The organism is Enterococcus sp. DIV0183 (assembly GCF_050541505.1).
Lineage (GTDB): Bacteria > Bacillota > Bacilli > Lactobacillales > Enterococcaceae > Enterococcus > Enterococcus faecalis.
On sequence record NZ_CP172932.1, the window covers coordinates 842,445 to 863,874 of the forward strand.

Genomic DNA, 21,430 nt, shown 5'->3' on the forward strand with positions numbered 1-21,430 from the left:
TTAATTATGAAAAAAGAGATCATTGTTTATACTATTTCCGATTCACTTGGAGAAACATCACAAAAATTGTTAGCTGCAGCAAGCGCACAATATCCAGATATTTCTTTTCTTAATCGATACAATTTTTCTTTTGTCACAACAGAAGAAGAATTATTAGAGATTTTAAAAGATGCCTTAAAAGATAAAGCCTTAGTTGTCAGTACATTAGTCAGTAAACAACTAATCACAGCGGCGAAAGAATTTAGTGAACGAACAGGGTTGTTATATTTAGATTTAATGGCGCCATTTTTTGAATTAATTCAAGCGAAAGCCGGAGTAGATCCTATTGAAGAGCCTGGACGACGCCACCAACTAGATCGTGCCTATTTTGATAAAATCTCAGCGATTGAATTTGCTGTAAAATATGATGATGGCAAAAATCCTCAAGGGTTTCTTGATTCTGATATATTGTTGTTAGGCGTTTCGCGGACCTCAAAGACGCCAGTCAGTATGTATTTAGCGAATCAAGGCTACCGCGTTTCTAACTTACCATTAATTCCAGAAGTTCCATTGCCGCCAATTTTGGAAGAAATGGATCCACAAAAAATGATTGGTTTAGTTTGTTCGCCAGAAACATTAGGACAGATTCGTAGCAGTCGGTTGGCTTCCTTAGGTTTAGGTAATGAGACCAGTTATACCAATGTTGAACGGATTGAACAAGAATTAGCCTATGCCGAAGAAATTTTTGCGAAGTATGGTATCCCAGTGATTGATGTAACCGCAAAATCTGTCGAAGAAACAGCCTTTTTGATTAAAGAAAAACTAGATGAAAGAAATTAAAAAGCTTGGCAACCTCACTAAATTTCAGTGAAGTTGTCAAGCTTTTTATACTTAATTGGGCTTCTTTTTGTTAGTCAATATTTTTTTGATCGACAATGAGTAAAGCGATCATCACGTAGACAATCCAGCTACTTTTAGAATAAAGTGTATAGCGGGGTTGCCATTTGCTAGCAAATTTTTCCTTGTATTCGCGTAATCCTTGGAAGGAGTAAATTTCTGAACCAAATTCATAAATTAACGCAGCAATCCGTTCTTGAATAAAACTTTTTCTTGATTGACCAACGTTGGCTAACGGAGCCATCCCTAAATTGAAATAATGAATATTTTCTGTTTTCATATATTCAAATAAATGAATAAATAAGAAATCCATACTTCCAGAAGGGGCTTTTTCTTTATGGTGACGCATCAAGTCGATGGTACCAACTTCATTTGTGTAACTAGGAATGATATTAGCGAAAGAGACCATTTCTCCTTCAGCATTTCGGACAACAGCAATTGGGTTTCTTTGAAGATACGCTTCATCGAAAAATCCTAGTGAAAAGCCTTTTTCTTTTCGATTGTCTAACCAACTATCCGAAATAGCTTTTAATTCGTGCATTTGTTCGGCACTAAAAGGAGGTTGGAGTACGTCAAATGAATAGCCGGCTTTAGTAATTTTATTAAACACTGCGCGGGTACCTTTGAATTTTTTCCCAGACATCGTAAATGTTTCTAGATTAACTAAGGCTTCTTCGCCCATTTTGATAAATTCGTAGCCATATTCGTGTAGTAACATCACGCTGTCCTCATTGGTTTCGTAAAAGACGGGTACATAGCCGAAACGATCTGTTTCTTTAAGGAATGCATCAATCGCCGCAGGAAAATCTTCTTTGTTCCCAGAAGGGTTGCCCATCACAACGCATTTATTATTAATGGTGTTGAATTGTAAAAAGACAGTCGGTTCTTCTTTGGGATATAAGAAAACCTGTTTATCATGAAGAAAGACAAGTTCACTGTCAATATTCCCGCCATAAGTTGTTAAGATATTATGCAAGATACTATCTTCTGGAAACTCACCAACTTGGTGTTTTTTCCCTTGGAGGTAGCGAACAAATAGAAAGTTAAAACTCATAACTAAGAGGATAGCGATAAATCCTGACAACCAGATCCGTTCGGAAGGGAACAAGAAAAATTCCACAAAATGATGACGATGGTGTGGGAAGTTCGGTAAATTATAAACACCAATTACCAGGTATAACAAAGTCAACAAGCCAAAGATAAAGCCATCAATCGTCATCCACTCCCAAGAGTAAACCAGTTGTTCACGGTACAATTCTGATTTTGAAAAAATAACGATAAATAATAAAATAGCTAAATAGAAAATGGAAAACATACTAAAGTCAACAACAAATGAATACAAGATAGCACCAATTAATAAAATAATCGTTGGATAATAGGCTCTTTTAACACGATCAGCAATCCCACGTCCCATAATTAATAATGCAAAGCCTAAAACAATACTCGGAATTTGAATAATAATATGTGAACGGAAGGGGTTAATATCTCTTAACCAATGCACTTGAGTGAAGGCTTCTGGAATAGTGGCTAGGAGCACCATCATAATTCCTGAAAAATAAAGTAAAACCACTTCTAGCTTGTGGGCAATTTCCAAAGTAATTTGTTTTAGCAGTTGACGATAATGAGTATCCAACTTTTGGCTTAAGTGTTTTGTAAAGAACAAACAGCCAATTAAGAACGGAATAATATAATAGAATAAACGATAGAGCAATAACCACAAAACAATAATTTCACGATCGACACCTAAGTTGCTCAGTCCTAAAATCATCATGACATCAAAACTACCTAAAGCCCCTGGAATCATCGAAGCAATCCCAATAATCGAAGCTGCTACATATAAAGGAACAATATCAATTAAAGGAATCGGTACATCTAATAAGTAACCAATACTGATAAAGGTAATTAAAACACCTGTCCATTCTAAAAACGAAGAAACAACTAGAGATAAGCGATTTTTTGCATCGAGGTTACCAAAGGAACTATTTTTTTGGAAATGTAAAATAAGATAAAGTAACGGGAAATAAAGACCGCCACCTAATAACCAAATCCAATATTGCTGTAAATAAGCCATCTTTGGATCAAACTGAACAAGGAAAAAGCAAAGAATACTATAAATAGATAGACCGGATAACACAAAAAGTAAAATATGGGTTAACGCAGGTAAAATTTTCTTTTCCTCTGTTTTATTTCCATAAAATTCAGAACGAAGTCCCATGCTGACCAAACCACCGAATCCACCAATATTATTGATTGTATTGACAATCCAGCTAGATTCAAGGAGTTCCCGTTTTGAGACTTTCAAGTTTAAAATGCGATTTAATGTTAAGTCATAATTTAGCATCGGAGTAACGGAAACTAAACCGATAACCATCATCAATAACAATTTCCATAGCGGAATCTCATCAAAAATCTGTTTTAACTGTTCAAATGAGATCGTTTTACCAATTGATAAAAGTTGGGCAACAACAATAATTGAGACCGCAATAACAAACAGTGTTTTTAGTAATCCTGTATGCGTTTTGATCCAATGAATAATTTGTTTCATTTAGACACCTTCATTTCCTTTAAGAATTTTTCGATTGTTTTATTAAAAATATCTGGTGAGTTTTTGGCAAATAAATGACCCTGTTTATTTACCAAGACCAATTTGCCGGCAGGAATGGCATCAGCAATCGCCCGTGAATGGGAAAGCGCAATTAAATCTCGACTGCCAGTAATAACAAGAGTAGGACAGGGGATGTGTTCTAAATCTTGTTTTGTCAGTCCAGTATCTTCAAATAACAGAGCCACGATAGGGAGCCGTGCGCGCAATTTTTTTGAAAAAAAGGCGCCAATACGACAAAACCAATATTGAAAATAAGTGGCAATCGTTACATATTTTTTCAGACCAGACATGGTGACATTTCCAGAATTTAAGACGAGTTTGTTGACGAAATCAGGATATAAATGGGTAAAAACCATGGCAATATTTGCTCCGTCACTAAAGCCCAATAAATTAATTTTTGTTAAGTGTTCTTGTTGAATAATACCAGCTAAATCTTCTGCCAAAAGCGGAAAAGTTAATTGACTTTGTGTATTGGTGGAACGTCCATGTCCGCGGGTATCCACCGCAATAACTTGATACTCCTTGGAGAAATAAGAAATTTGATAATTAAAAAAAGTATGATCATTGCCATTACCATGAAGTAACACAAGGGGGTAATTTGTTTCTTTGCCAAAAATTTGATAAAAAATTTGACTGCCATCTATTGTTTGAAAATATTTTTCTATTGCCATTCTCCGTCACCTATCTCATCTATAATCAATCGAGTCCTCTCTCATTATAGAGTCTTTTGTCTTTTTTTTGTAATAAAAAACAGAAAATTTTCCGAACAGTTTTGTAAGGTGTTGTAATATAGTGTGATATAGTAGAAGATAGCCACCTAAAAATTAGACTAGAGGAGGGAAAGTTGATGTCTTTAATCGTTTTAATTGGTGCCCAAGCTGTCGGGAAAATGACCGTTGGCAAGGCTTTAGAAAAGCAGTTAGATGCTAAATTACTATTTAATCATCAAACCATTGACTTATTTGCAAACTATCTTGGGTATACGGAACGTGCATTTCAATTGTCTGATTCCGTTAGAAAGGAACTTTTTCATGCCTTTGTCGAAAATCCAGCCACAAATACAACAAAAAACATTATTTTTACAGTGGTGATTGCTTTTGATCAAGAACAGGATTTTCAATTTTTAGAAGAAATATCAGAAATTTTTCTTAATAAACATGAGGCCGTTTATTTCGTCGAACTCGTCTCTTCAACAGCAATCCGCCTAGAACGAAATGTTCATCCAGAGCGGCTAGAGGCAAAACCTTCAAAACGCGATGTCGATTTTTCTCGAAAAGAATTACTCAATACCTTTAAAGAACATCGATTAGTAAGCCACGAAGGTGAACTAGAAAGTACATTTCCAAATGTAAAAATAACGAAAATAAATAATTCAAACATGACACCAGAAGAAGTAGCAACGAAGATAATTACTACTTTTGGTTTGACATAATGTGAAAGGAACATCGGAATCAATGAAAAAGTTTTTTAAATATCTCGGTAGCTTGATGGTCCTTCTTTTAAGCATAGCTTTAATTTTGATAGGATATTTAACCTTCCGAGAGTTTCGACCACGAGCGGTTGAACCAGTTGCTATAAATAAACAATTTTCAGAGCAAACCATCGAAAAAAAGCAATCCATTTCTTTAGTCACGTATAACATAGGCTATGCCGGCCTAGGACAAACAGAAGATTTTTTTATGGACGGTGGCAAAACTGTCCAACCAGTTAATAAGGCAATGGTCCAACAGAATTTAACAGGCATTGAAGAAACCTTAAAAGAATTACCAGCGATGATTTACTTATTCCAAGAAGTCGATCGTCGCTCGCAACGTTCTTATGAAGTCAATCAAGAGGAAGAATTACAAAAACAGCTACAGCTGAACAGCGCATTTGCTTATAATTTTAAGGTAGATTATGTGCCCATTCCTTGGCCGCCGATTGGACGAGTAGAAAGTGGTTTATTAACATTATCAAATGAAAAAATAACAGAGGCTAAACGCATTGCTTTACCCAATCCCTTTCGTTGGCCCGTTAGCATTAGTAACTTAAAACGAGCGCTTCTAGAAACGCGCTTTTCAATTAAAGGCACAGACAAAGAATTAGTGGTTTTTAACTTACATTTGGAAGCCTATGACAATGGGGATGGGAAGATTGCTCAAAGCAAAAAGTTAGCTGACGTATTATCCCAAGAATACGCTAAAGGAAACTATGTAATTGCTGGAGGTGACTTTAATCAAGTTTTCAAAGGCAGTCATCGATATCCTAACCTAGGTGAAGCTGGTTGGGCACCAGGAGAAATTGATACTGCAGACTTACCTAAACATTTTTCACTTGCTTATGATGATCAACAACCGACTGTGCGGGTGCTTAATAAGCCTTACACTGGCTCTTATGAAACATCTCAAGTGTATGTAATTGATGGTTTTATTGTTTCTGATAATGTGGCTGTTCATAGCGTGAAAACAAAGGACGAACAATTTAAATATACAGATCACCAACCTGTGAAGATGGAAGTGGGGTTGAAATAGAAAAAAGGAGGAGATAGATGAAATTAGTGGTTATTGCCGCAATGGATTTAGAGCTTCAAAAATTATTGGAATATTTTCCACCACAACGAAAGATACAGCTAGCAAAAAATACATTTTATATTTATGAACAAAAAACATCGCAAGTCATTATGGTTTGTGCAGGACAAGGAAAGACGAATGCTACGCTATATAGTCAAATACTTATTGATTCATTTCAAATAGAACAACTAATTAATATCGGTATTTGTGGCTGTTTAAATGAAAAACTGCAACTCTTTGAGATGGTGCTAGGTGAGGAATACTGCCATTACGATATTCGTGAAAGACAGTCAATCAATAAATTTCCTTATCAGCTGTACTATAAAGGAGATAAAGGAATGCTGGCCGAACTTCAACATCTAGATGAAAAGATAAAGTGTGTTCGTTTTGGAACTGGAGAAGGCTTCGTTTGTGACATAACTGAAAAAAGAAACTTAATTGAACAATTCTCTATTGACTGTGTGGATATGGAATCCGCAGCTATTGCACAATGCTGCTTTTTAAATGATTGCGCTTTTGTTTCTATAAGAATTATTTGCGATAGAGCGGATGCTAACGCAGTCAAAGTAACAGAAGATACACAAACACAGGCAATGGAAAAAGTATTTGAATTGGTCTGTGCATATATAAATTAAAAAAGAAAGAGCTTGGAACAAAAATCCAGAAAGATTTTTGTTCCAAGCTTAAAAAGTAATATAGGTTGGGGATAAAAGTAACATTGTTATTGTTCCAATTATTTTACAGATAGCCTTTAGTAATAGAATGAGTGGAATTTAGCATATTTGCTGGGGTTCCTGTAAAAAGAAGCTGTCCGCCATTTTCTCCACCTTCGGGACCTAGTTCAATCAACCAGTCGGCACTTTTAATCACATCAATGTGATGTTCTAATAAAATCAAGCTGTTTCCTTCTTCTACCATTCGATTGAAAAGTTGAAGACTTTGTTGGATATCAATTAAGTGTAAACCATCTGTAGGTTCATCCATTAAATAGATAGCTTTTTTTTGGTGAAGTGTGTCTGCTAATTTTACCCTTTGCAATTCGCCACCAGATAATGTTGAGAGCGATTGATTGAGTTTAAGGTAGCCTAAGCCAACTTCCAGTAAATTTTTTAATGAAAGAGCAAAAGGCTGGTCTTTGAAAAAATCATAGCCATCTTTAACGCTTAAAGCTAGTACTTCAACGATATTTTTTCCGTTATACAGATAATGAAGCACCTCTTCTTTGTAACGCGTTCCGTGACAGGTTTCGCAAATACTAGTAACATCCTCCATAAAAGACATATCGGAGACAATTATGCCTTTCCCCTTGCAAGTAGGACAGGCGCCTTTGGAATTATAGCTAAATAAAGCTGGACTAACATGATTTTCTTCCGCAAACAGTTTGCGGACCTTATCAAAAATATTGAGATAGGTCATTGGTGTGGATCGTAAATTTGCGGTAATGCTTTTTTGTGAAAGATGAATAATTTCTTGGTTATCAGCTTGGGCTTTTTGATAAATTTCTTCCGCTAATGATGATTTACCTGAACCGGCGACCCCACAAATAACAGTCAAAACTCCTAACGGAACTTCGACAGATAGATTGTTTAAATTATGCAGTGTCGCATGTTCGATTGTTAAAGACTTCCTTGCTTTTCTTGGTTGGTCGTTTAAAGGGAGCGGCTCTTGAAGGGCTTGACTAGTCAAGGTTTTGGAGGCTAAAAATGCGTCATACGTTCCTGAAAACTGGACATGGCCACCATTTTCGCCTGCGAAAGGTCCTATATCGATGATAAAATCAGCTTCTCTAATTAATTGTGGATTATGTTCCACGAGAACCACGGTGTTTCCTTTATTTTTTAAATTGAGCAATGCACGACTGATCCGTTCGATGTCCTTTGGATGTAAGCCAGCACTTGGTTCATCTAAAATATACATAATATCGTTTAAGGCGCTGTTTACATACTTAGCAATTTTAATCCGCTGTGCTTCACCACCAGAAAGTGTTTCAGTTGCTCGTCCTAATGTGAGGTAGGAGAGACCGATATTAATTAATGCTTCTAGACGTACAAGTAGCTCTTCTTGAATAGTTTTTATTAAGGAAAGGTCCATTGAACGAATAAAAGAATGTAATTCAGTGAGTGGCATGTCAACAGCATCAGCAATACTTTTTTGATTAATTTTGCAGCTACGAACACGTTCATTGACTCTACTTCCTAAACAATCAGGACATCTTTTTACGGTAACAAAGTGATTAAGGTATTTTTGATGACGTTTGCCTTCGTCTGTATGCAATATGCTACGTTGCGTGCGCGGGACGATTCCTTCATACAAAGCTGTATGAGGCCACTCTTTGGGTGGATTAGCTAGTTTTTGTTGTGGAGCATATAAAAATAATGCTAACTCTTCAGGGGAATAGTCTTTGATTTTTTTATCCAAATCAAATAGACCACTATGGGCATAACGCTTCCACCGCCAGTTACCAACTGTAAATGTGGGGAAATCGATAGGCCCTTCGTTTAATGATTTGTCATAATCAACTAGCTGATGAAGATTGATTTCGGTAATCTTTCCTAAGCCATCGCATGTTGAACATTTTCCATCCGGATGATTAAACGAAAAAGTATCTGAATAACCAACAAATGGAGAACCTGCTCGTGAAAACAGCAAACGTAAAAACGTATAAATATCTGTGTACGTTCCCACTGTCGAACGAGAATTACCTGCTACTTTTTTCTGGTCAATGACAATTGCAACAGGAAGATTCTCGATTTTTTCAACTTCTGGACGACCATATTTGGGTAAGTAATTTTGAACAAACGAACTAAATGTATCATTTAGTTCACGACGTGATTCAGCGGCTAATGTGTCAAATACTAAGGAGGACTTTCCTGAACCCGAAAGTCCAGTAACAACAGTTAGTTGCTTTTTAGGGATATTGACAGAGATATTCTTCAAATTATTTTGTGTTGCGTGCTTAATTTCAATCCATTCCATTAAAAAACCTCCGTTTCTATTCTATTTTAGCATATAAAAAGAACCTAGCCTAAAAGTTGAGCATGGGAATTTTCAAGAGAACTTTACTTTTTAATCGCTTTCATTTATGCTATAAGTAATACAGATTTTTTAACTGTATTAATAGATAAAGGATGTGACTTATGAAGAAGTCGATTTTGTTCAAAAAGTTAGGGATTATTTTATTAATTAGCCAAACACTGGTAGGGGTACCAATGTTGGCACAAGAAAGTATACTAGAAACAACCGTTCAAACAGAGACGGAATCAGTAACAACAGAAACCAGTCAGACTGTAGCTAACTTGGAATCTGAAACTACTAGCCAAACGGTGATGCAGGAAAAAGAATCCTCTTCGGCAATCGCCGAAAGCAGTAGCCGAAATGTGGTTGCAGTAACCACTGAAACCACAAATGAGATACAAAATAGTGATACAGATGGAAAAGCTGTTTCTGCAGAGAGTGTTTTTTCAGAAGCAGATTATAAACAAGCAACTGCACTGGAGTTAGCAACTTTAGTAAGAGAAAAAAAGGTGACGAGCGAAGAATTAGTAAAAATTGCGTTGGCCATCACTAAACGTGAAAATCCTACATTAAATGCGGTCATTACTTTACGAGAAGAAGCGGCTTTGACAGAAGCAAAAGCTTTACAAGATACAGGTCAACCATTTCTAGGTGTGCCGCTCTTACTAAAAGGGTTAGGACAATCCTTGAAAGGTGAAAGCAACACGAACGGTTTTGGTTTTCTCCGAGATCAAGTAGCTGGTGGGACATCGACCTTTGTCAAAGCACTACAAAATGCCGGATTCATAATCATTGGTCAAACGAATTATCCAGAATTAGGTTGGAAGAATATTTCAGATTCAAAGTTATATGGCGTTTCCGTCAATCCATGGAATCCTAACCATTATTCAGGTGGTTCTTCAGGCGGAGCGGGTGCTAGTGTCGCCGCGGCATTTGTTCCCATTGCTTCTGGAAGTGATGCTGGTGGCTCTATCCGCATCCCTGCTTCTTGGACAGGCACCGTAGGTTTGAAACCTTCTAGAGGAGTAATCATTGGCAATTCTAATAGTGCAAAAGGTCAAACTGTTCACTTTGGTTTAAGTCGAACCATGGCGGATACAAATGCATTATTTGAAACCTTATTAACCAAAAAAGATCTTCCTGCGGGACATTTAAGTCAAGCGCAACCCATTGCTTATACAACAGAATCTCCTGCCGGAACGCCTGTAAGTGCCGAAGCAAAAGAGGCGGTCGCTGAAGCTGTTGCTTTTTTAAAAGACCAAGGGTACACATTGGTTGAAGTGAAGCACCCTGTTGATGGGGAACGTCTAATGAAAAATTATTATACTGTAGCTGCTGGCTCAGCAGGAATTGCCGATTTTATGGCGCGGCAGAAATTGAAAAGACCGCTTGAACGAAATGATGTAGAACTGTTAACATGGGCGCTTTTTCAAACAGGAAAAAATATAACGAGTGAAGAGACAACTGCGGCTTGGACAGATATTGCTTTACAAGCACAAGCGATGGACGAATTTTATCAACAGTATCCTATCTTATTAACACCAACGACGGCTGCCACGGCACCTAGTATTGATAATCCGTTACTAAAGCCAGAACATGCAGCGCAGATGGAAAGAATTGATCAATTGTCACCAGCAGAACAAAAACAATTGATTTATGACCAATGGCTGACGGCGTTCACATATACACCGTTTACACAACAAGCAAATTTATTTGGACATCCAGCATTAAGTGTACCAACTTACGTTTCAAAAGAAGGACTGCCTTTGGGGATTCAATTTAATAGTGCATTAAATGAAGACCGAACATTGCTACAATTAGGTGCTTTATTTGAAAATAACCACAAGATAAATCAACCACATGTAGAAGAACCAGACAAAGACAAAGAACCAGATGCAAGTGGCGAACCAGAAAAAGACAAAGAACCAAATGCAAGCGGCGAACCAGAAAAAGACAAAGAGCCAGATGCAAGTGGCGAACCAGATAAAGGCAAAGAAACAAAAACAAGTGAAGGACCAATCGAAGGAAAAGACCAAAACCAAAACCCAGACAAATCTGGAAAAACTACTAGTGAGTCATCCTTAGATAATTCGCTGAATTCATCAGCAAATCAGGGAACAAAATCAACAGGAAGTACGCATGCTTTTTCTAATAAAAGTATGATTGGGAAACAAGAACAGCTTCCAAAAAAAGTATTACCAAAAGCAGGTGCAGAAGTACCTAGTACTTTCTGGATTGTTTTAGGAGGAGCTTTCTTAGTAACGAGTGGAACGATTTATATAAGGAAAACTAGAAAACGATAACCAGTGACGAGGTCGGGACAGAAGTGTTTAACTCCGAGAAATAAGAAGGAATTTCCGAAAATTGTTCTTTAATTTTTGGAGAATTTCGGCTTATTTCCGAAGGAGTTGCTTCTGTTCCCGCCGTTTATCAATTTTTAAGCCTGGAACAAAAATTCAAAGTGATTTTTGTCCCAGGCTCGCCTTTTTTCTTTGGTATACTAAAACCAATAGGGAAATGGAGGCGAAAGTAATGAGGGCGTTTGAGAAGATTCCAGCGTTTCAGCAATGGCAAAAAGTTGAAGCTATTCACCGTGGTTGGTCAACTGATTTAAAGTTTAAAGTTACCAAAAATCAAGAAACCTTTTTATTGCGAATTTTTCAACAAGAAGAGTTATTAGCCAAACAACAAGAATATCAATTTATCAAAAAAGTAGCGGCGTTAGGATTTCCCAGTTCTAAACCTTTTTTATGTGCACCTATTCCTGAAAGTGAACAAGGATACATGTTATTAACGTATCTAGAAGGTGAAGACTTAAGCGATGTTTTACCCGCTCTTTCTCCCAAAAGACAACTGAACTTAGGCGTAGAGGCAGGCCGCTATTTAAACAAAATCCATAAGCTTTTGTTGCCTGAAAGGATTAGTCAAAGAGAGAGTGCGCAAAATTTATACGAAAAAAAGCAGAGCCAACTAAATAAGTATAAGAAATCTCAATTTTGTATGCCGTACCAGCAGCCAATAATTTCATATTTAGAAAAACAATTACCGTTATTGCAACAACGGCCTGTAGTTTATCAGCATGGAGATTTCCATGTGGGAAATTTTATTTACTTGCCAACTAGGCAGGTCGGTGTGATTGATTTTAATCGATGGGATTTTGGGGATCCTTATGAAGAATTTTACAAGTTACAATTTTTTTCAAGAAATGTTTCGCCATTGTTTGCTTATGGTCAATTACAAGGTTATTTTGCTGGGAAAGTTCCTACCTTATTTTGGCAGTTTCAAAAGCTTTATACTTTTCACGCAGGACTCTATTCTTTAGTTTGGGCACTGAGCTTTGGTGAAAAAGAAATCAGGACTATGGAACAGCAATACCAACAATTACTAGAGGACTATAATTGTGGAGAATTACTAGTTCCCAAATGGTTTTCAACTATCCAAAGAAAGGGATTGAGATTTTAGGTTTATTTCGATAGAATAAAAATAAAAACAGGAGTTTAAGGAATGAAACTAAACGGGATTATTATGATAGCAGTTTTTGGAAGCGTTTTATCTGGCTGTAGTTGGCAAAAATCGAAAGAGGAATCACAGAAAGTACAAACCGTACAAACAAACAATGTAAATACTGAAGAAACAAGAGCGATTTCAGCAACCGAAGTTAGTCAAACCACGGCGTTGGAATTAGAGCAAACAACGCAAACACAAGAATTAACTGAATTAGTTACAGAAGAAGGGACGATTTGGAATCAGCAAAAAGCAAAACAGTTAGGACAATACATGGAAACCTGGGGTCAAGAACGCAATCAGAACTATCAAGCGTACCAACCAGGTCACTCTGTAGCTTTTTACACGATTCAAGTGCCTGATGATTTATTGAGTTATGAACCTAAAATACAACCAGCTATTGGGAACAATCCCATTTGGTTAAATTGGTCAGAAACAGGCAGCGAAGGGGGTTATTGTCTGGTGGCAGTATACTCTGACAGTGCGACACAAGTTGCCCAGAAGCATGTCTATTTATTTACTTTAGTGAATGGTGAAGCCAAAGTCTATGTGAGTAAAGAACAGCCAGTAGAGGAGCAACCTTATTTGTTTTTAAAAGAAACAAGCAATACAGAACTGAAAGAACAATTCACAAATCTTGTGAATAATCTTTAATTTTTTATTTAATCAAAAGGAAAAGAAAATTTATCATTGACAAAGTATCCGCTTTCATTTTATTCTGTAGCTACCCCTTGGGAAAGGGCAAAAGGAAGTTTTGAAAGGGATGGAAAAAATGAAGGAAACAAGTTTAGTAATTATTAAGCCAGATGGCGTTGAACGGAAGTTAGTTGGCAAAATCATTCAACGTTTTGAAGATAAAGGTATTGACTTATTGCACCTTAAATTCGAACGACTAACAGTAGAAACAGTGAAGGAACACTATGAGCATTTAAAAGATGAACTATTTTTCCCTGAATTATTAGCCTATATGACAAGTGGCCCAGTGGTTGTGATGGTCGTTGTAGGGGACAATGTGGTTAAAAAAGTGCGTAAATTAGTTGGAGCAACGAATCCGTTAGATGCTGAAAGTGGCACCTTACGAGCGGATTATGGGTTGTCTGTCACCAAAAATTTAATCCATGCTTCTGATTCTGTTCAATCAGCAAAAATTGAGATGCAACGGTTCTTTGGTTAATCATCAAAAAAGAAGCAATCCTTTATTTTTTATAAAGGATTGTTTCTTTTTTATTAATTGTCAGAATATTCCGCTTAAATGGTTGACATCTGGAGGTAGAAGAGTAGTATAGACTACATACTAAATACTAAATGACTGTGTGTGCTTCAGGAGGATAAAATGATAACAAGTGATGAATTGACAGAAAACCTTAGTCCGTTTGAATTAAGTCTATTTTTAGAGAAGAAATTACATGAAGAAAATCATAATTTAGAAACATTGTTAAATGCAGGGCGAGGCAATCCTAATTGGACGGCGCCAACACCAAGGGAAGCCTTTTTTTTATTAGGTCAATTTGCTACAAAAGAAACGTTAAGAGAGGGGAGCGAACAAACGGCTGGTATGATTCAGCCAAGTTTTGGTAGAACGCAACGCTTCTTAAACTTTTTAGCAGAAAATCCTAGCAAAGGGGCAACCTTTTTACAAGAAATTTGGACAGCAGAGCATAACTATTTTGGGATGGATAAGGAAATGTGGTTAGATGCCATGTTAGACTATGTGATTGGGGATAATTATCCGAATCCTGTTCGTTGCTTGAAGGCGTGTGAACAACCGATTAAAGCATATTTAAATCAAGAATTATTTTCCAGCGAAGCACAACCGTTTGATATTTTTGCCGTTGAAGGTGGTACAGCAGGGATTTGTTACTTGTTTGATACGTTGGCAAATAATTATTTACTAGAAAAAGGTGATCGTATTGCGTTGTTATTACCAACGTTTGCTCCTTATCTAGAAATTCCAGAACTACCACGTTATGATTTTGACGTGGTTAAAATCAAAGCAGAGCAAATGATCATTGATGGAAAAACGACGTATCAATACTCAAACAAGGAAATTGATAAACTAAAAGACCCGTCCATCAAAGCGGTTTTTGTCGTAAATCCCAGCAATCCAACTGCTAATGCTATGGGAAAACCTACCATTGAACAAATCAAACAAATCGTTGCAGTGGATAATCCTAAGCTAATGATTTTAACAGATGACGTTTACGGAACCTTTGTGCCAGCTTTTCGTTCACTATTTACGGAGTTACCTTACAATACAGCCTGTATCTATTCTTATTCTAAATACTTTGGCGCTACCGGTTGGCGTGTGGGGACCATTGCGGTCAGCCAAGAGAACATCTTTGACCAATTATTAAAAGAATTGCCAGTGGCTCGAAAAATGGAATTACAGGCACGTTATGCTACATTGAATGCAGACACAAGCCAAATTAACTTTATCAGCCGCTTAGTCGCAGACAGCCGCGATATTGCGTTGAACCATGCAGCGGGACTTTCTTCTATTCAGCAAGCAATGATGGCTTTATTTAGTTTGTATGCTTTGTTAAAAGACGGTCAAGCATATAAAGACGAAGTGATGGATATTTGTCATACGCGTGAAAAGCTCTTGTTCCGCACCTTAGGCATTGAAGAGCCTTTAGCAAGTTTAAATACAGCATACTATTGTGAAATTAACTTTAGAGATTGGACAGAAAAACGTTATGGCCCAGAATTTTCAAGTTATTTAACGAAATCGTGGACGATCACAAAAGTATTAACTTCGTTAGCAGAAAAAGAAAAATTAATGCTTTTAAAAGCGGATGCTTTCGGGAGTGACAAATGGTCAGTTCGAATTTCTTTAGCCAATTTAGCTACTAACCAATATAGTGAAGTTGGTAAACGAATGATTCGCCTATCTGAACACATTAAAGAAGAGTGGTTGCGCCAAAAGCGCCAAGCAATTAAATAAAAAAACGCTAAGTCTCTTAATCTGCAGGAGACTTAGCGTTTTTGTTTATTATTTATTCATTTTTCCGTCAGTTTTGGTTTATAAATGTTTGCTACACTGGAGATAAGAGGAAATTAAGCGTTTATAAAAAGGAGAGAAGTGAATGAAACATATTAAAGGAATGTTGGTTTTTATCGGATTATTTGTTTTGGTTGGTTGTGCGCCAGATCAAGAGCCAACGAAACAAACAACAAGTGGTCCGCAAGAGACAAAGCAAGTGAAGCAAGTTACCGTCACCAATCAAACGACTTCTGCGGTGGAAAAACAAGCGCCGACTAAAAATGACGAACTGATTGCTAATCAATTGACTTTTGATTCTCATGAATACACGTACGAAGTGGTTACAGGGGCCACACAAACGACATTTGGGACAACCCCACCAGCAAAATATACACCAGAAGAAAAAAAGGAAAAAATGTTTTGGTCCAATCAACCGCCTTTGGGATTAATGACGGGTAACTATTATAAAAATGAAGGTGTATTTACTGGCGGAAATTACGGCATTGTAGAGATTATTACGGAACCTGAAACGCAACGGATTCTGAATGTTGAGTTTACAGAGTTTGCTAGTGATCCTTATTACGATACACGATATTCGGGTGTCAACAAACGCCTGTCGGATTATCCTGAATTTCAAGCAAGCAACACGCGCACAGACGATACGTTAGTCACCGTTGTTAATGGTATTACTTATGTAGAAAAACAAATGTGTGACGAAAATCGTGTCACAGGTAATTTTTATACGGTACGCGGTTCATCAACTTCTGCGCGTGAAGGATTAATGCCTTTAGCAGCAGAGATGGACACTTGGCTAAAAGAGCCAGCGAAAGAAACGTATATCGGTTACGCAGAAGATTTAGGCAATGGCCTAATCGCTCGACTTCAAGTGATAACAGAAGAGCAGAAAATAAAACATGTCAGCTATGATGAATACTTTTCAGATGAACAGGAAAAAATCACAGAAACAGCCCTGCGGCCTTTTTATCGTCAATCGAAATATTATTCACCAGGATATAATAAACAAACCAACAATTCTTTTATTCATTTTGTAGATACACTAACAAAGGCCATTACGACACAACAAACTTTATCCGTTAACGAAGAACAAGAGCTACAGCATCCGTCTTTTACGACTTATCAAAGATTGGCTGAAAAAATCAGCACGTTTCAAAATTCATTGAAGGAATAAAAAAAACGAAAGTAGGGCATAAGTCGTTTCGACTTATGCCCTACTTTCGTAATCTTAAGATTATCAGCTAAACCAAAGTGAGTTCTTTTTAAAGAAATACTTTTATTTTAGCCTTTTATAGATCTAAATAATTTTCTAAGTAATCTGCTAAACCATCTTGATCATTTGTTTTTTCAGTGACATCGTTGGCTACGGATTTAATTTTATCCGTGGCATTGTTCATAGCAACACCCCAACCAGCATAACTTAACATTTCTTCGTCATTATGTTCATCGCCAAAAGCAATGATATCAGCTGGTTTGACAGATAAAAAGTTCGCCACTTGATCAACGCCATGGGCTTTTTGAATTCCTTTTGCGACCATTTCTAAAATAGGCATTGGACCGCCCCAAGTGCGGACATCAATATAATCACCATATTGTTTTGTCAATGTATCAGCAACTTTTTCAGCTTGGTTTGGTGTGGTCCGAACCATCATTGAGGTAGGATTTGTTCGTAAATTTTTAGCAGTAAGTAAATTATCTAAGGTTGCTTTGGAAGCAAAAAATTTCGGATCGAACCCATCTAACGTATCGATATAAAATGTTTCTTTGTTTTCAGCAGCAACAAAATCTAATTGTAATTCTTTTTTCTGTGCCAAAATGTCAAAGACTAGGTCACGCTCAATATTGGCTTCGCTTTCCAAGTCCCATTTTTTCTCTGGAATGTGGACTAAAGCACCGTTAAAGTTAACCATAGGGGTCGTTAGGCCAAGTTGTTGGTAAAATTGATGACTCATTCTATAGGGACGTCCAGTGGCAATACTGACGTAATGACCGTTGTCAATCGCTTTTTTTAGTGTTTGTTCGGTTTTTGGACTGATTAAAGACTGCGCATTTAATGTTGTGCCGTCTAAATCAATAGCAATTAATTTTTTCAAGTAAAAATTCCTCCTAAATGCCTTTTACTCAGTCTAGCATAAAACCGAAGATTATCAAGGGGAGAAGCATGTTCATTTATAAGGTTTAAAAAAAAGCTTAAGAAGTATGCTACACTAAAATAAACCGTTTGAAAAAGGAGCGCAGAGCATCTTGAAAAATTCTAGAAATTATTTACGAGTGATCACCTTAATCTATTGTATCTATATGTGGTTATTTGCTACGCATTTTCATTTTATGGCGTTGAACGTGTTGTTAGCCTATATTCCAATTGAACTTAGTTATCTTTTAAACGCAGAAAAACGTAAAAGGGATTGGTTGATAGGTTTTGCTTGGTTAATTTTTTATCCTAATGCGCCGTACCTATTTACGGATTTTTTTCATTTAGAAACGCTATCTATTTATCGAGGCTTTAATACGATTTTTGCAAACCAAATTGGTGATTGGTGGGCGTTTGTTTGCTTAACTAGCGGGATTGTTATATATGGGCTTTTAGGGATGAAAACAGTAACAACTGTTAGCCAGAAATTGCAAAGTTATTGCGGCTATAGAACAATTGTAGTCTTTCAAGCCAGCCTTCATTTCTTGTCTGCTTTGGCGATTTATGTTGGACGTTTTGATCGATTACACAGTGTCTATCTTTTTATGAGTCCAATTGAAACAGTGAAAATTATCTTTTTTGACTGGTCCCTTCAAAAATTAATGTTTATTTTATTAATGATGTTTCTACAGATGCTGTTGTTTGGGCTAATCGAATTATTAGGAAAAGAAGAAGCAATGTAAAGCTTTTTCTTTTTTTACATCCACAAAACACGAACGTTATATAGAAAAATATATATAATAGTTAATATTTTGTTGTAAAAAGATAGCGATTCTCTTATAATCAAAGAGTAATTATTCGAAAACATGGATTTTAAGGGAGAGAAGTGCAATTATGAATACGTTTTTCAAATTAAAGGAAAACAAGACAACGGTATCAACTGAAATAATGGCGGGGGTCACGACCTTTTTTGCAATGAGTTATATTTTATTTGTTAATCCGTCCATTCTTTCAGAAACAGGGATGCCTTTTCAGGCTGTTTTTTTAGCGACCATTATTGCTTCAATCATCGGTACATTAATCATGGGGCTGTTTGCTAATGTACCTTACGCTCAAGCACCAGGGATGGGACTCAATGCTTTCTTCACGTTTACGGTCGTTTTTGGGATGGGGTATACATGGCAACAAGCATTAGCAATGGTTTTTATTTGTGGTTTGATTAATATTTTGATTACAGTGACAAAAATTCGCAAAATGATTATTAAAGCAATTCCAGAGAGTTTACAACATGCTATTGGTGGTGGGATTGGAATTTTTGTCGCTTATGTAGGGTTGAAAAATGCTGGCTTACTAAGTTTCACAGTACAAGCAGAACCTCAAAATGGTGTTGTGAATGGTTCGAGTATCGTGCCCGCTTTAGGAAATTTTGATAATCCAGCTATTATTTTGGCGGTAATTGGGCTAGTTTTAACAACGATTTTAGTTGTCACGAATGTTCGTGGGGCTATTTTAATTGGCATTGTGGTTACTACGTTAGTCGCAATTCCAATGGGGGTGGTAGACACTGCTTCGGTTGATTGGCATGCTAATTCGTTGGGCAATTCATTTAAAGAATTAGGTACAACTTTTGGCGCTGCTTTTGGTGCTGAGGGCTTACAGTCATTGTTTAGCGATTCTTCAAAAATTCCTCAAGTTTTAATGACCATTATTGCCTTCAGTTTATCAGATACGTTTGATACAATTGGAACATTTATCGGTACGGGACGTCGAACAGGGATTTTCTCTAAAGAAGATGAATTAGCTTTAGAAGATAGTAAGGGTTTCAGCACTAAAATGGACAAAGCTCTATTTGCAGATGCTATTGCAACATCTATCGGTGCGATTTTTGGTACATCGAATACGACAACTTATGTAGAAAGTGCAGCAGGAATCGGTGCGGGTGGTCGAACAGGTTTGACATCGGTAGTGGTAGCAATTCTATTTGCCCTAAGTAGTCTTTTTTCACCACTTATTGCTATTGTGCCAGCACAAGCTACGGCTCCAGCGTTAATTTTAGTGGGAATTATGATGTTAGCTTCTTTCAAAGACATCAATTGGACGGATTTAGAAGATGCGATTCCAGCATTTTTTGCTTCAATTTTCATGGGATTATGTTATAGCATCTCTTATGGGATTGCTGCTGGGTTCATCTTTTATGCAGTGGTGAAAGTAGTCAAAGGAAAAGCCAAAGAAGTTTCACCAATTATTTGGGTCATTGATGCGTTGTTTATCTTAAACTTTGTAATCTTAGCTATTTTATAGTAAACAGAAGTGAGGCTGAGATAACAGCGGTTAGCTTCGAAGGTGTTGCATTTGTTCAGATATTTATCTTAAGCTCAAGTGTTAAGAAGTCTGGCAGATTGGTCGTTTTGGCCGGTCTGCCAGACTTTTTTTAAAAGAATTTTCTTTTGAGAGATTCACTCTTTTAGAGTATAGTGGTAGGTGAAGAGGTGATAAGGTGGATAAAAGTATGAAAATAAAATGGAAGCAGAATTTGTTAGTCGCATGGATTGGTTGCTTTTTTACAGGGGCGAGTATTAGCTTAGTTATGCCGTTTATTCCAGTATATGTTGAACAATTAGGGACGCCTAAGAGTCAAGTAGAGTTGTTTTCTGGATTGGCAATTTCTGTCACGGCGTTTGCTGCTGCGATTGTTGCACCGATTTGGGGAAATTTAGCTGATCGAAAAGGTCGGAAAATTATGATGATTCGGGCTGCAGCAGGAATGACGATCACAATGGGGGCGTTAGCATTTGTCCCTAATGTATACTGGCTGTTGATTATGCGTTTTATGAACGGGATTTTATCCGGCTATATTCCTAACGCAACAGCGATGATTGCGTCGCAGGCGCCAAAAGAGAAAAATGGCTGGGCTCTAGGGACATTATCAACAGGTGCAATTGCTGGGACGTTAATTGCGCCATCGATTGGCGGTGCGTTGGCACAGTGGTTTGGAATGGAAAATGTCTTTATTATTACCGGCGTTATTTTATTCATTACAACGTTGTTGACTATCTTTTTAGTTAAAGAAGATTTTCAACCAGTTGAGAAAAAGGATTTATTAACGACGAAAGAAATTTTTAGTAAGATGGATCATGTTTCAGTATTGATTGGTTTGTTTGTGACTACGTTAATTTTACAATTAGGAATTACAAGTATCAGCCCAATCTTAACGCTATATATTCGATCTTTAAGTGGCGATACAGAGAATGTATTATTTGTTAGTGGTTTGATTGTTTCGATTGCCGGCGTTTCAGCAATTATTTCTTCTCCAACTTTGGGAAAAATTGGGGACCGCATTGGGAACCAAAAAGTTTTATTAGGCGGATTAATTCTTTCTTTTATTTGTTACATTCCCATGGCGTTTGTGCAAACACCTTTTCAGTTAGGTGTTTTACGATTCCTTCTAGGTTTTTCAACAGGTGCTTTAATGCCATCAATTAATACGTTAATTAGTAAAATAACGCCAACAGAGGGCGTAAGTAGAGTTTATAGTTACAATCAGATGTGTAGTAATTTCGGTCAAGTTTTAGGGCCGATGGTAGGGTCGACAGTTGCCCATGGTTTTGGCTATTCTTCTGTTTTTCTGGTAACCGCTTGTTTCGTTTTAGGAAACATTGGGCTGTCCTTCTTTAATTTCCGAAAAGTTTTAAATAAAAAGCTCTAAACAGTTGAAAAGATAAAAAAACCAGTTACAATAACTTTAGTAACTG

General features: G+C 36.9%; 17 protein-coding genes. 13 read left to right on the plus strand and 4 right to left on the minus strand.

Features of this window, described 5'->3' with window-relative positions; genetic code table 11:
- Window positions 1-6: 6 nt before the first annotated feature.
- Window positions 7-819, plus strand: coding sequence for a pyruvate, water dikinase regulatory protein (locus IGK72_RS04260; RefSeq protein ID WP_002355927.1), 813 nt, complete (start codon window positions 7-9; stop codon window positions 817-819).
- Window positions 820-889: 70 nt separating this feature from the next.
- On the opposite strand, the gene mprF is transcribed toward IGK72_RS04260, so the two are convergent.
- Window positions 890-3,421 (minus strand): bifunctional lysylphosphatidylglycerol flippase/synthetase MprF, encoded by a 2,532-nt coding sequence (gene mprF, locus IGK72_RS04265; protein ID WP_002358907.1) that lies wholly within the window; start codon window positions 3,419-3,421, stop codon window positions 890-892.
- Window positions 3,418-4,152 (minus strand): alpha/beta fold hydrolase, encoded by a 735-nt coding sequence (locus IGK72_RS04270; protein WP_002358908.1) that lies wholly within the window; start codon window positions 4,150-4,152, stop codon window positions 3,418-3,420. Before IGK72_RS04270 ends, mprF begins: the two co-directional genes overlap by 4 nt.
- A 176-nt stretch (window positions 4,153-4,328) precedes the next feature.
- Here IGK72_RS04270 and IGK72_RS04275 point away from each other — a divergent pair, with 176 nt between their 5' ends.
- Genes IGK72_RS04275 through IGK72_RS04285 form a run of 3 tightly spaced genes read left to right on the plus strand, consistent with a single transcriptional unit; the run spans window position 4,329 to window position 6,665 of the window.
- The gene (locus IGK72_RS04275) at window positions 4,329-4,913 is read left to right on the plus strand and encodes a hypothetical protein (RefSeq protein ID WP_023894616.1); all 585 of its coding nucleotides are present in this window, start codon (window positions 4,329-4,331) and stop codon (window positions 4,911-4,913) included.
- A gap of 22 nt (window positions 4,914-4,935) precedes the next feature.
- Window positions 4,936-5,991, plus strand: coding sequence for an endonuclease/exonuclease/phosphatase family protein (locus IGK72_RS04280; protein ID WP_023894617.1), 1,056 nt, complete (start codon window positions 4,936-4,938; stop codon window positions 5,989-5,991).
- A 17-nt stretch (window positions 5,992-6,008) separates the two neighbouring features.
- The gene (locus IGK72_RS04285) at window positions 6,009-6,665 is read left to right on the plus strand and encodes a 5'-methylthioadenosine/S-adenosylhomocysteine nucleosidase (protein WP_023894618.1); all 657 of its coding nucleotides are present in this window, start codon (window positions 6,009-6,011) and stop codon (window positions 6,663-6,665) included.
- A 103-nt stretch (window positions 6,666-6,768) separates the two neighbouring features.
- Here IGK72_RS04285 and IGK72_RS04290 read toward each other — a convergent pair whose 3' ends face one another.
- The gene (locus tag IGK72_RS04290; RefSeq protein ID WP_070416125.1) at window positions 6,769-9,006 is read right to left on the minus strand and encodes an ATP-binding cassette domain-containing protein; all 2,238 of its coding nucleotides are present in this window, start codon (window positions 9,004-9,006) and stop codon (window positions 6,769-6,771) included.
- A 161-nt stretch (window positions 9,007-9,167) separates the two neighbouring features.
- Here IGK72_RS04290 and IGK72_RS04295 point away from each other — a divergent pair, with 161 nt between their 5' ends.
- From IGK72_RS04295 to IGK72_RS04320, 6 genes are all read left to right on the plus strand, one after another.
- Window positions 9,168-11,348 carry an amidase family protein gene (locus IGK72_RS04295; protein ID WP_070416124.1) on the plus strand — a complete coding sequence of 727 codons (2,181 nt, stop codon included), beginning with the start codon at window positions 9,168-9,170 and terminating at the stop codon, window positions 11,346-11,348.
- Between the two features lie 214 nt (window positions 11,349-11,562).
- A complete protein-coding gene (locus tag IGK72_RS04300) occupies window positions 11,563-12,507 on the plus strand; it encodes an aminoglycoside phosphotransferase family protein (RefSeq protein WP_002394348.1) in 945 nt (314 codons plus the stop codon).
- 42 nt (window positions 12,508-12,549) lie between these two features.
- On the plus strand, window positions 12,550-13,203 hold the full coding sequence (locus IGK72_RS04305; RefSeq protein WP_002394349.1) for a DUF4767 domain-containing protein: 654 nt from the start codon (window positions 12,550-12,552) through the stop codon (window positions 13,201-13,203).
- 109 nt (window positions 13,204-13,312) lie between these two features.
- On the plus strand, window positions 13,313-13,723 hold the full coding sequence (gene ndk / locus IGK72_RS04310) for a nucleoside-diphosphate kinase (protein WP_002381321.1): 411 nt from the start codon (window positions 13,313-13,315) through the stop codon (window positions 13,721-13,723).
- 159 nt (window positions 13,724-13,882) lie between these two features.
- Complete coding sequence (gene aspD / locus IGK72_RS04315; RefSeq protein WP_002355939.1) at window positions 13,883-15,493, plus strand: aspartate 4-decarboxylase; 1,611 nt, start codon at window positions 13,883-13,885, stop codon at window positions 15,491-15,493.
- Between the two features lie 142 nt (window positions 15,494-15,635).
- Entirely contained in the window at window positions 15,636-16,721 is a 1,086-nt protein-coding gene (locus tag IGK72_RS04320; protein WP_070416123.1) for a hypothetical protein, read from the plus strand.
- A 115-nt stretch (window positions 16,722-16,836) separates the two neighbouring features.
- Here IGK72_RS04320 and IGK72_RS04325 read toward each other — a convergent pair whose 3' ends face one another.
- Window positions 16,837-17,640 carry a Cof-type HAD-IIB family hydrolase gene (locus IGK72_RS04325; protein ID WP_002355941.1) on the minus strand — a complete coding sequence of 268 codons (804 nt, stop codon included), beginning with the start codon at window positions 17,638-17,640 and terminating at the stop codon, window positions 16,837-16,839.
- A gap of 205 nt (window positions 17,641-17,845) precedes the next feature.
- On the opposite strand from IGK72_RS04325, the gene IGK72_RS04330 reads away from it, so the two are divergent.
- From IGK72_RS04330 to IGK72_RS04340, 3 genes are all read left to right on the plus strand, one after another.
- On the plus strand, window positions 17,846-18,421 hold the full coding sequence (locus IGK72_RS04330; protein WP_048955760.1) for a DUF1361 domain-containing protein: 576 nt from the start codon (window positions 17,846-17,848) through the stop codon (window positions 18,419-18,421).
- Window positions 18,422-18,572: 151 nt separating this feature from the next.
- Window positions 18,573-19,979, plus strand: a complete 1,407-nt coding sequence (locus IGK72_RS04335) for an NCS2 family permease (protein ID WP_002355943.1) — start codon at window positions 18,573-18,575, stop codon at window positions 19,977-19,979.
- Between the two features lie 208 nt (window positions 19,980-20,187).
- Window positions 20,188-21,384, plus strand: a complete 1,197-nt coding sequence (locus tag IGK72_RS04340; protein ID WP_002381323.1) for a multidrug efflux MFS transporter — start codon at window positions 20,188-20,190, stop codon at window positions 21,382-21,384.
- Window positions 21,385-21,430: the final 46 nt, after the last annotated feature.

What these genes read in the sequence shown, in the direction of transcription:
- IGK72_RS04290 (WP_070416125.1), bottom strand. Translation starts at nt 9,006, where the DNA reads ATGGAATGGATTGAAATTAAGCACGCAACACAAAATAATTTGAAGAAT.
- mprF (WP_002358907.1), bottom strand. Translation starts at nt 3,421, where the DNA reads ATGAAACAAATTATTCATTGGATCAAAACGCATACAGGATTACTAAAA.
- ndk (WP_002381321.1), top strand. Translation starts at nt 13,313, where the DNA reads ATGGAAAAAATGAAGGAAACAAGTTTAGTAATTATTAAGCCAGATGGC.
- IGK72_RS04335 (WP_002355943.1), top strand. Translation starts at nt 18,573, where the DNA reads ATGAATACGTTTTTCAAATTAAAGGAAAACAAGACAACGGTATCAACT.
- IGK72_RS04285 (WP_023894618.1), top strand. Translation starts at nt 6,009, where the DNA reads ATGAAATTAGTGGTTATTGCCGCAATGGATTTAGAGCTTCAAAAATTA.
- aspD (WP_002355939.1), top strand. Translation starts at nt 13,883, where the DNA reads ATGATAACAAGTGATGAATTGACAGAAAACCTTAGTCCGTTTGAATTA.
- IGK72_RS04270 (WP_002358908.1), bottom strand. Translation starts at nt 4,152, where the DNA reads ATGGCAATAGAAAAATATTTTCAAACAATAGATGGCAGTCAAATTTTT.
- IGK72_RS04330 (WP_048955760.1), top strand. Translation starts at nt 17,846, where the DNA reads ATGTGGTTATTTGCTACGCATTTTCATTTTATGGCGTTGAACGTGTTG.
- IGK72_RS04260 (WP_002355927.1), top strand. Translation starts at nt 7, where the DNA reads ATGAAAAAAGAGATCATTGTTTATACTATTTCCGATTCACTTGGAGAA.
- IGK72_RS04305 (WP_002394349.1), top strand. Translation starts at nt 12,550, where the DNA reads ATGAAACTAAACGGGATTATTATGATAGCAGTTTTTGGAAGCGTTTTA.
- IGK72_RS04320 (WP_070416123.1), top strand. Translation starts at nt 15,636, where the DNA reads ATGAAACATATTAAAGGAATGTTGGTTTTTATCGGATTATTTGTTTTG.
- IGK72_RS04300 (WP_002394348.1), top strand. Translation starts at nt 11,563, where the DNA reads ATGGAGGCGAAAGTAATGAGGGCGTTTGAGAAGATTCCAGCGTTTCAG.
- IGK72_RS04275 (WP_023894616.1), top strand. Translation starts at nt 4,329, where the DNA reads ATGTCTTTAATCGTTTTAATTGGTGCCCAAGCTGTCGGGAAAATGACC.
- IGK72_RS04280 (WP_023894617.1), top strand. Translation starts at nt 4,936, where the DNA reads ATGAAAAAGTTTTTTAAATATCTCGGTAGCTTGATGGTCCTTCTTTTA.
- IGK72_RS04295 (WP_070416124.1), top strand. Translation starts at nt 9,168, where the DNA reads ATGAAGAAGTCGATTTTGTTCAAAAAGTTAGGGATTATTTTATTAATT.
- IGK72_RS04340 (WP_002381323.1), top strand. Translation starts at nt 20,188, where the DNA reads ATGAAAATAAAATGGAAGCAGAATTTGTTAGTCGCATGGATTGGTTGC.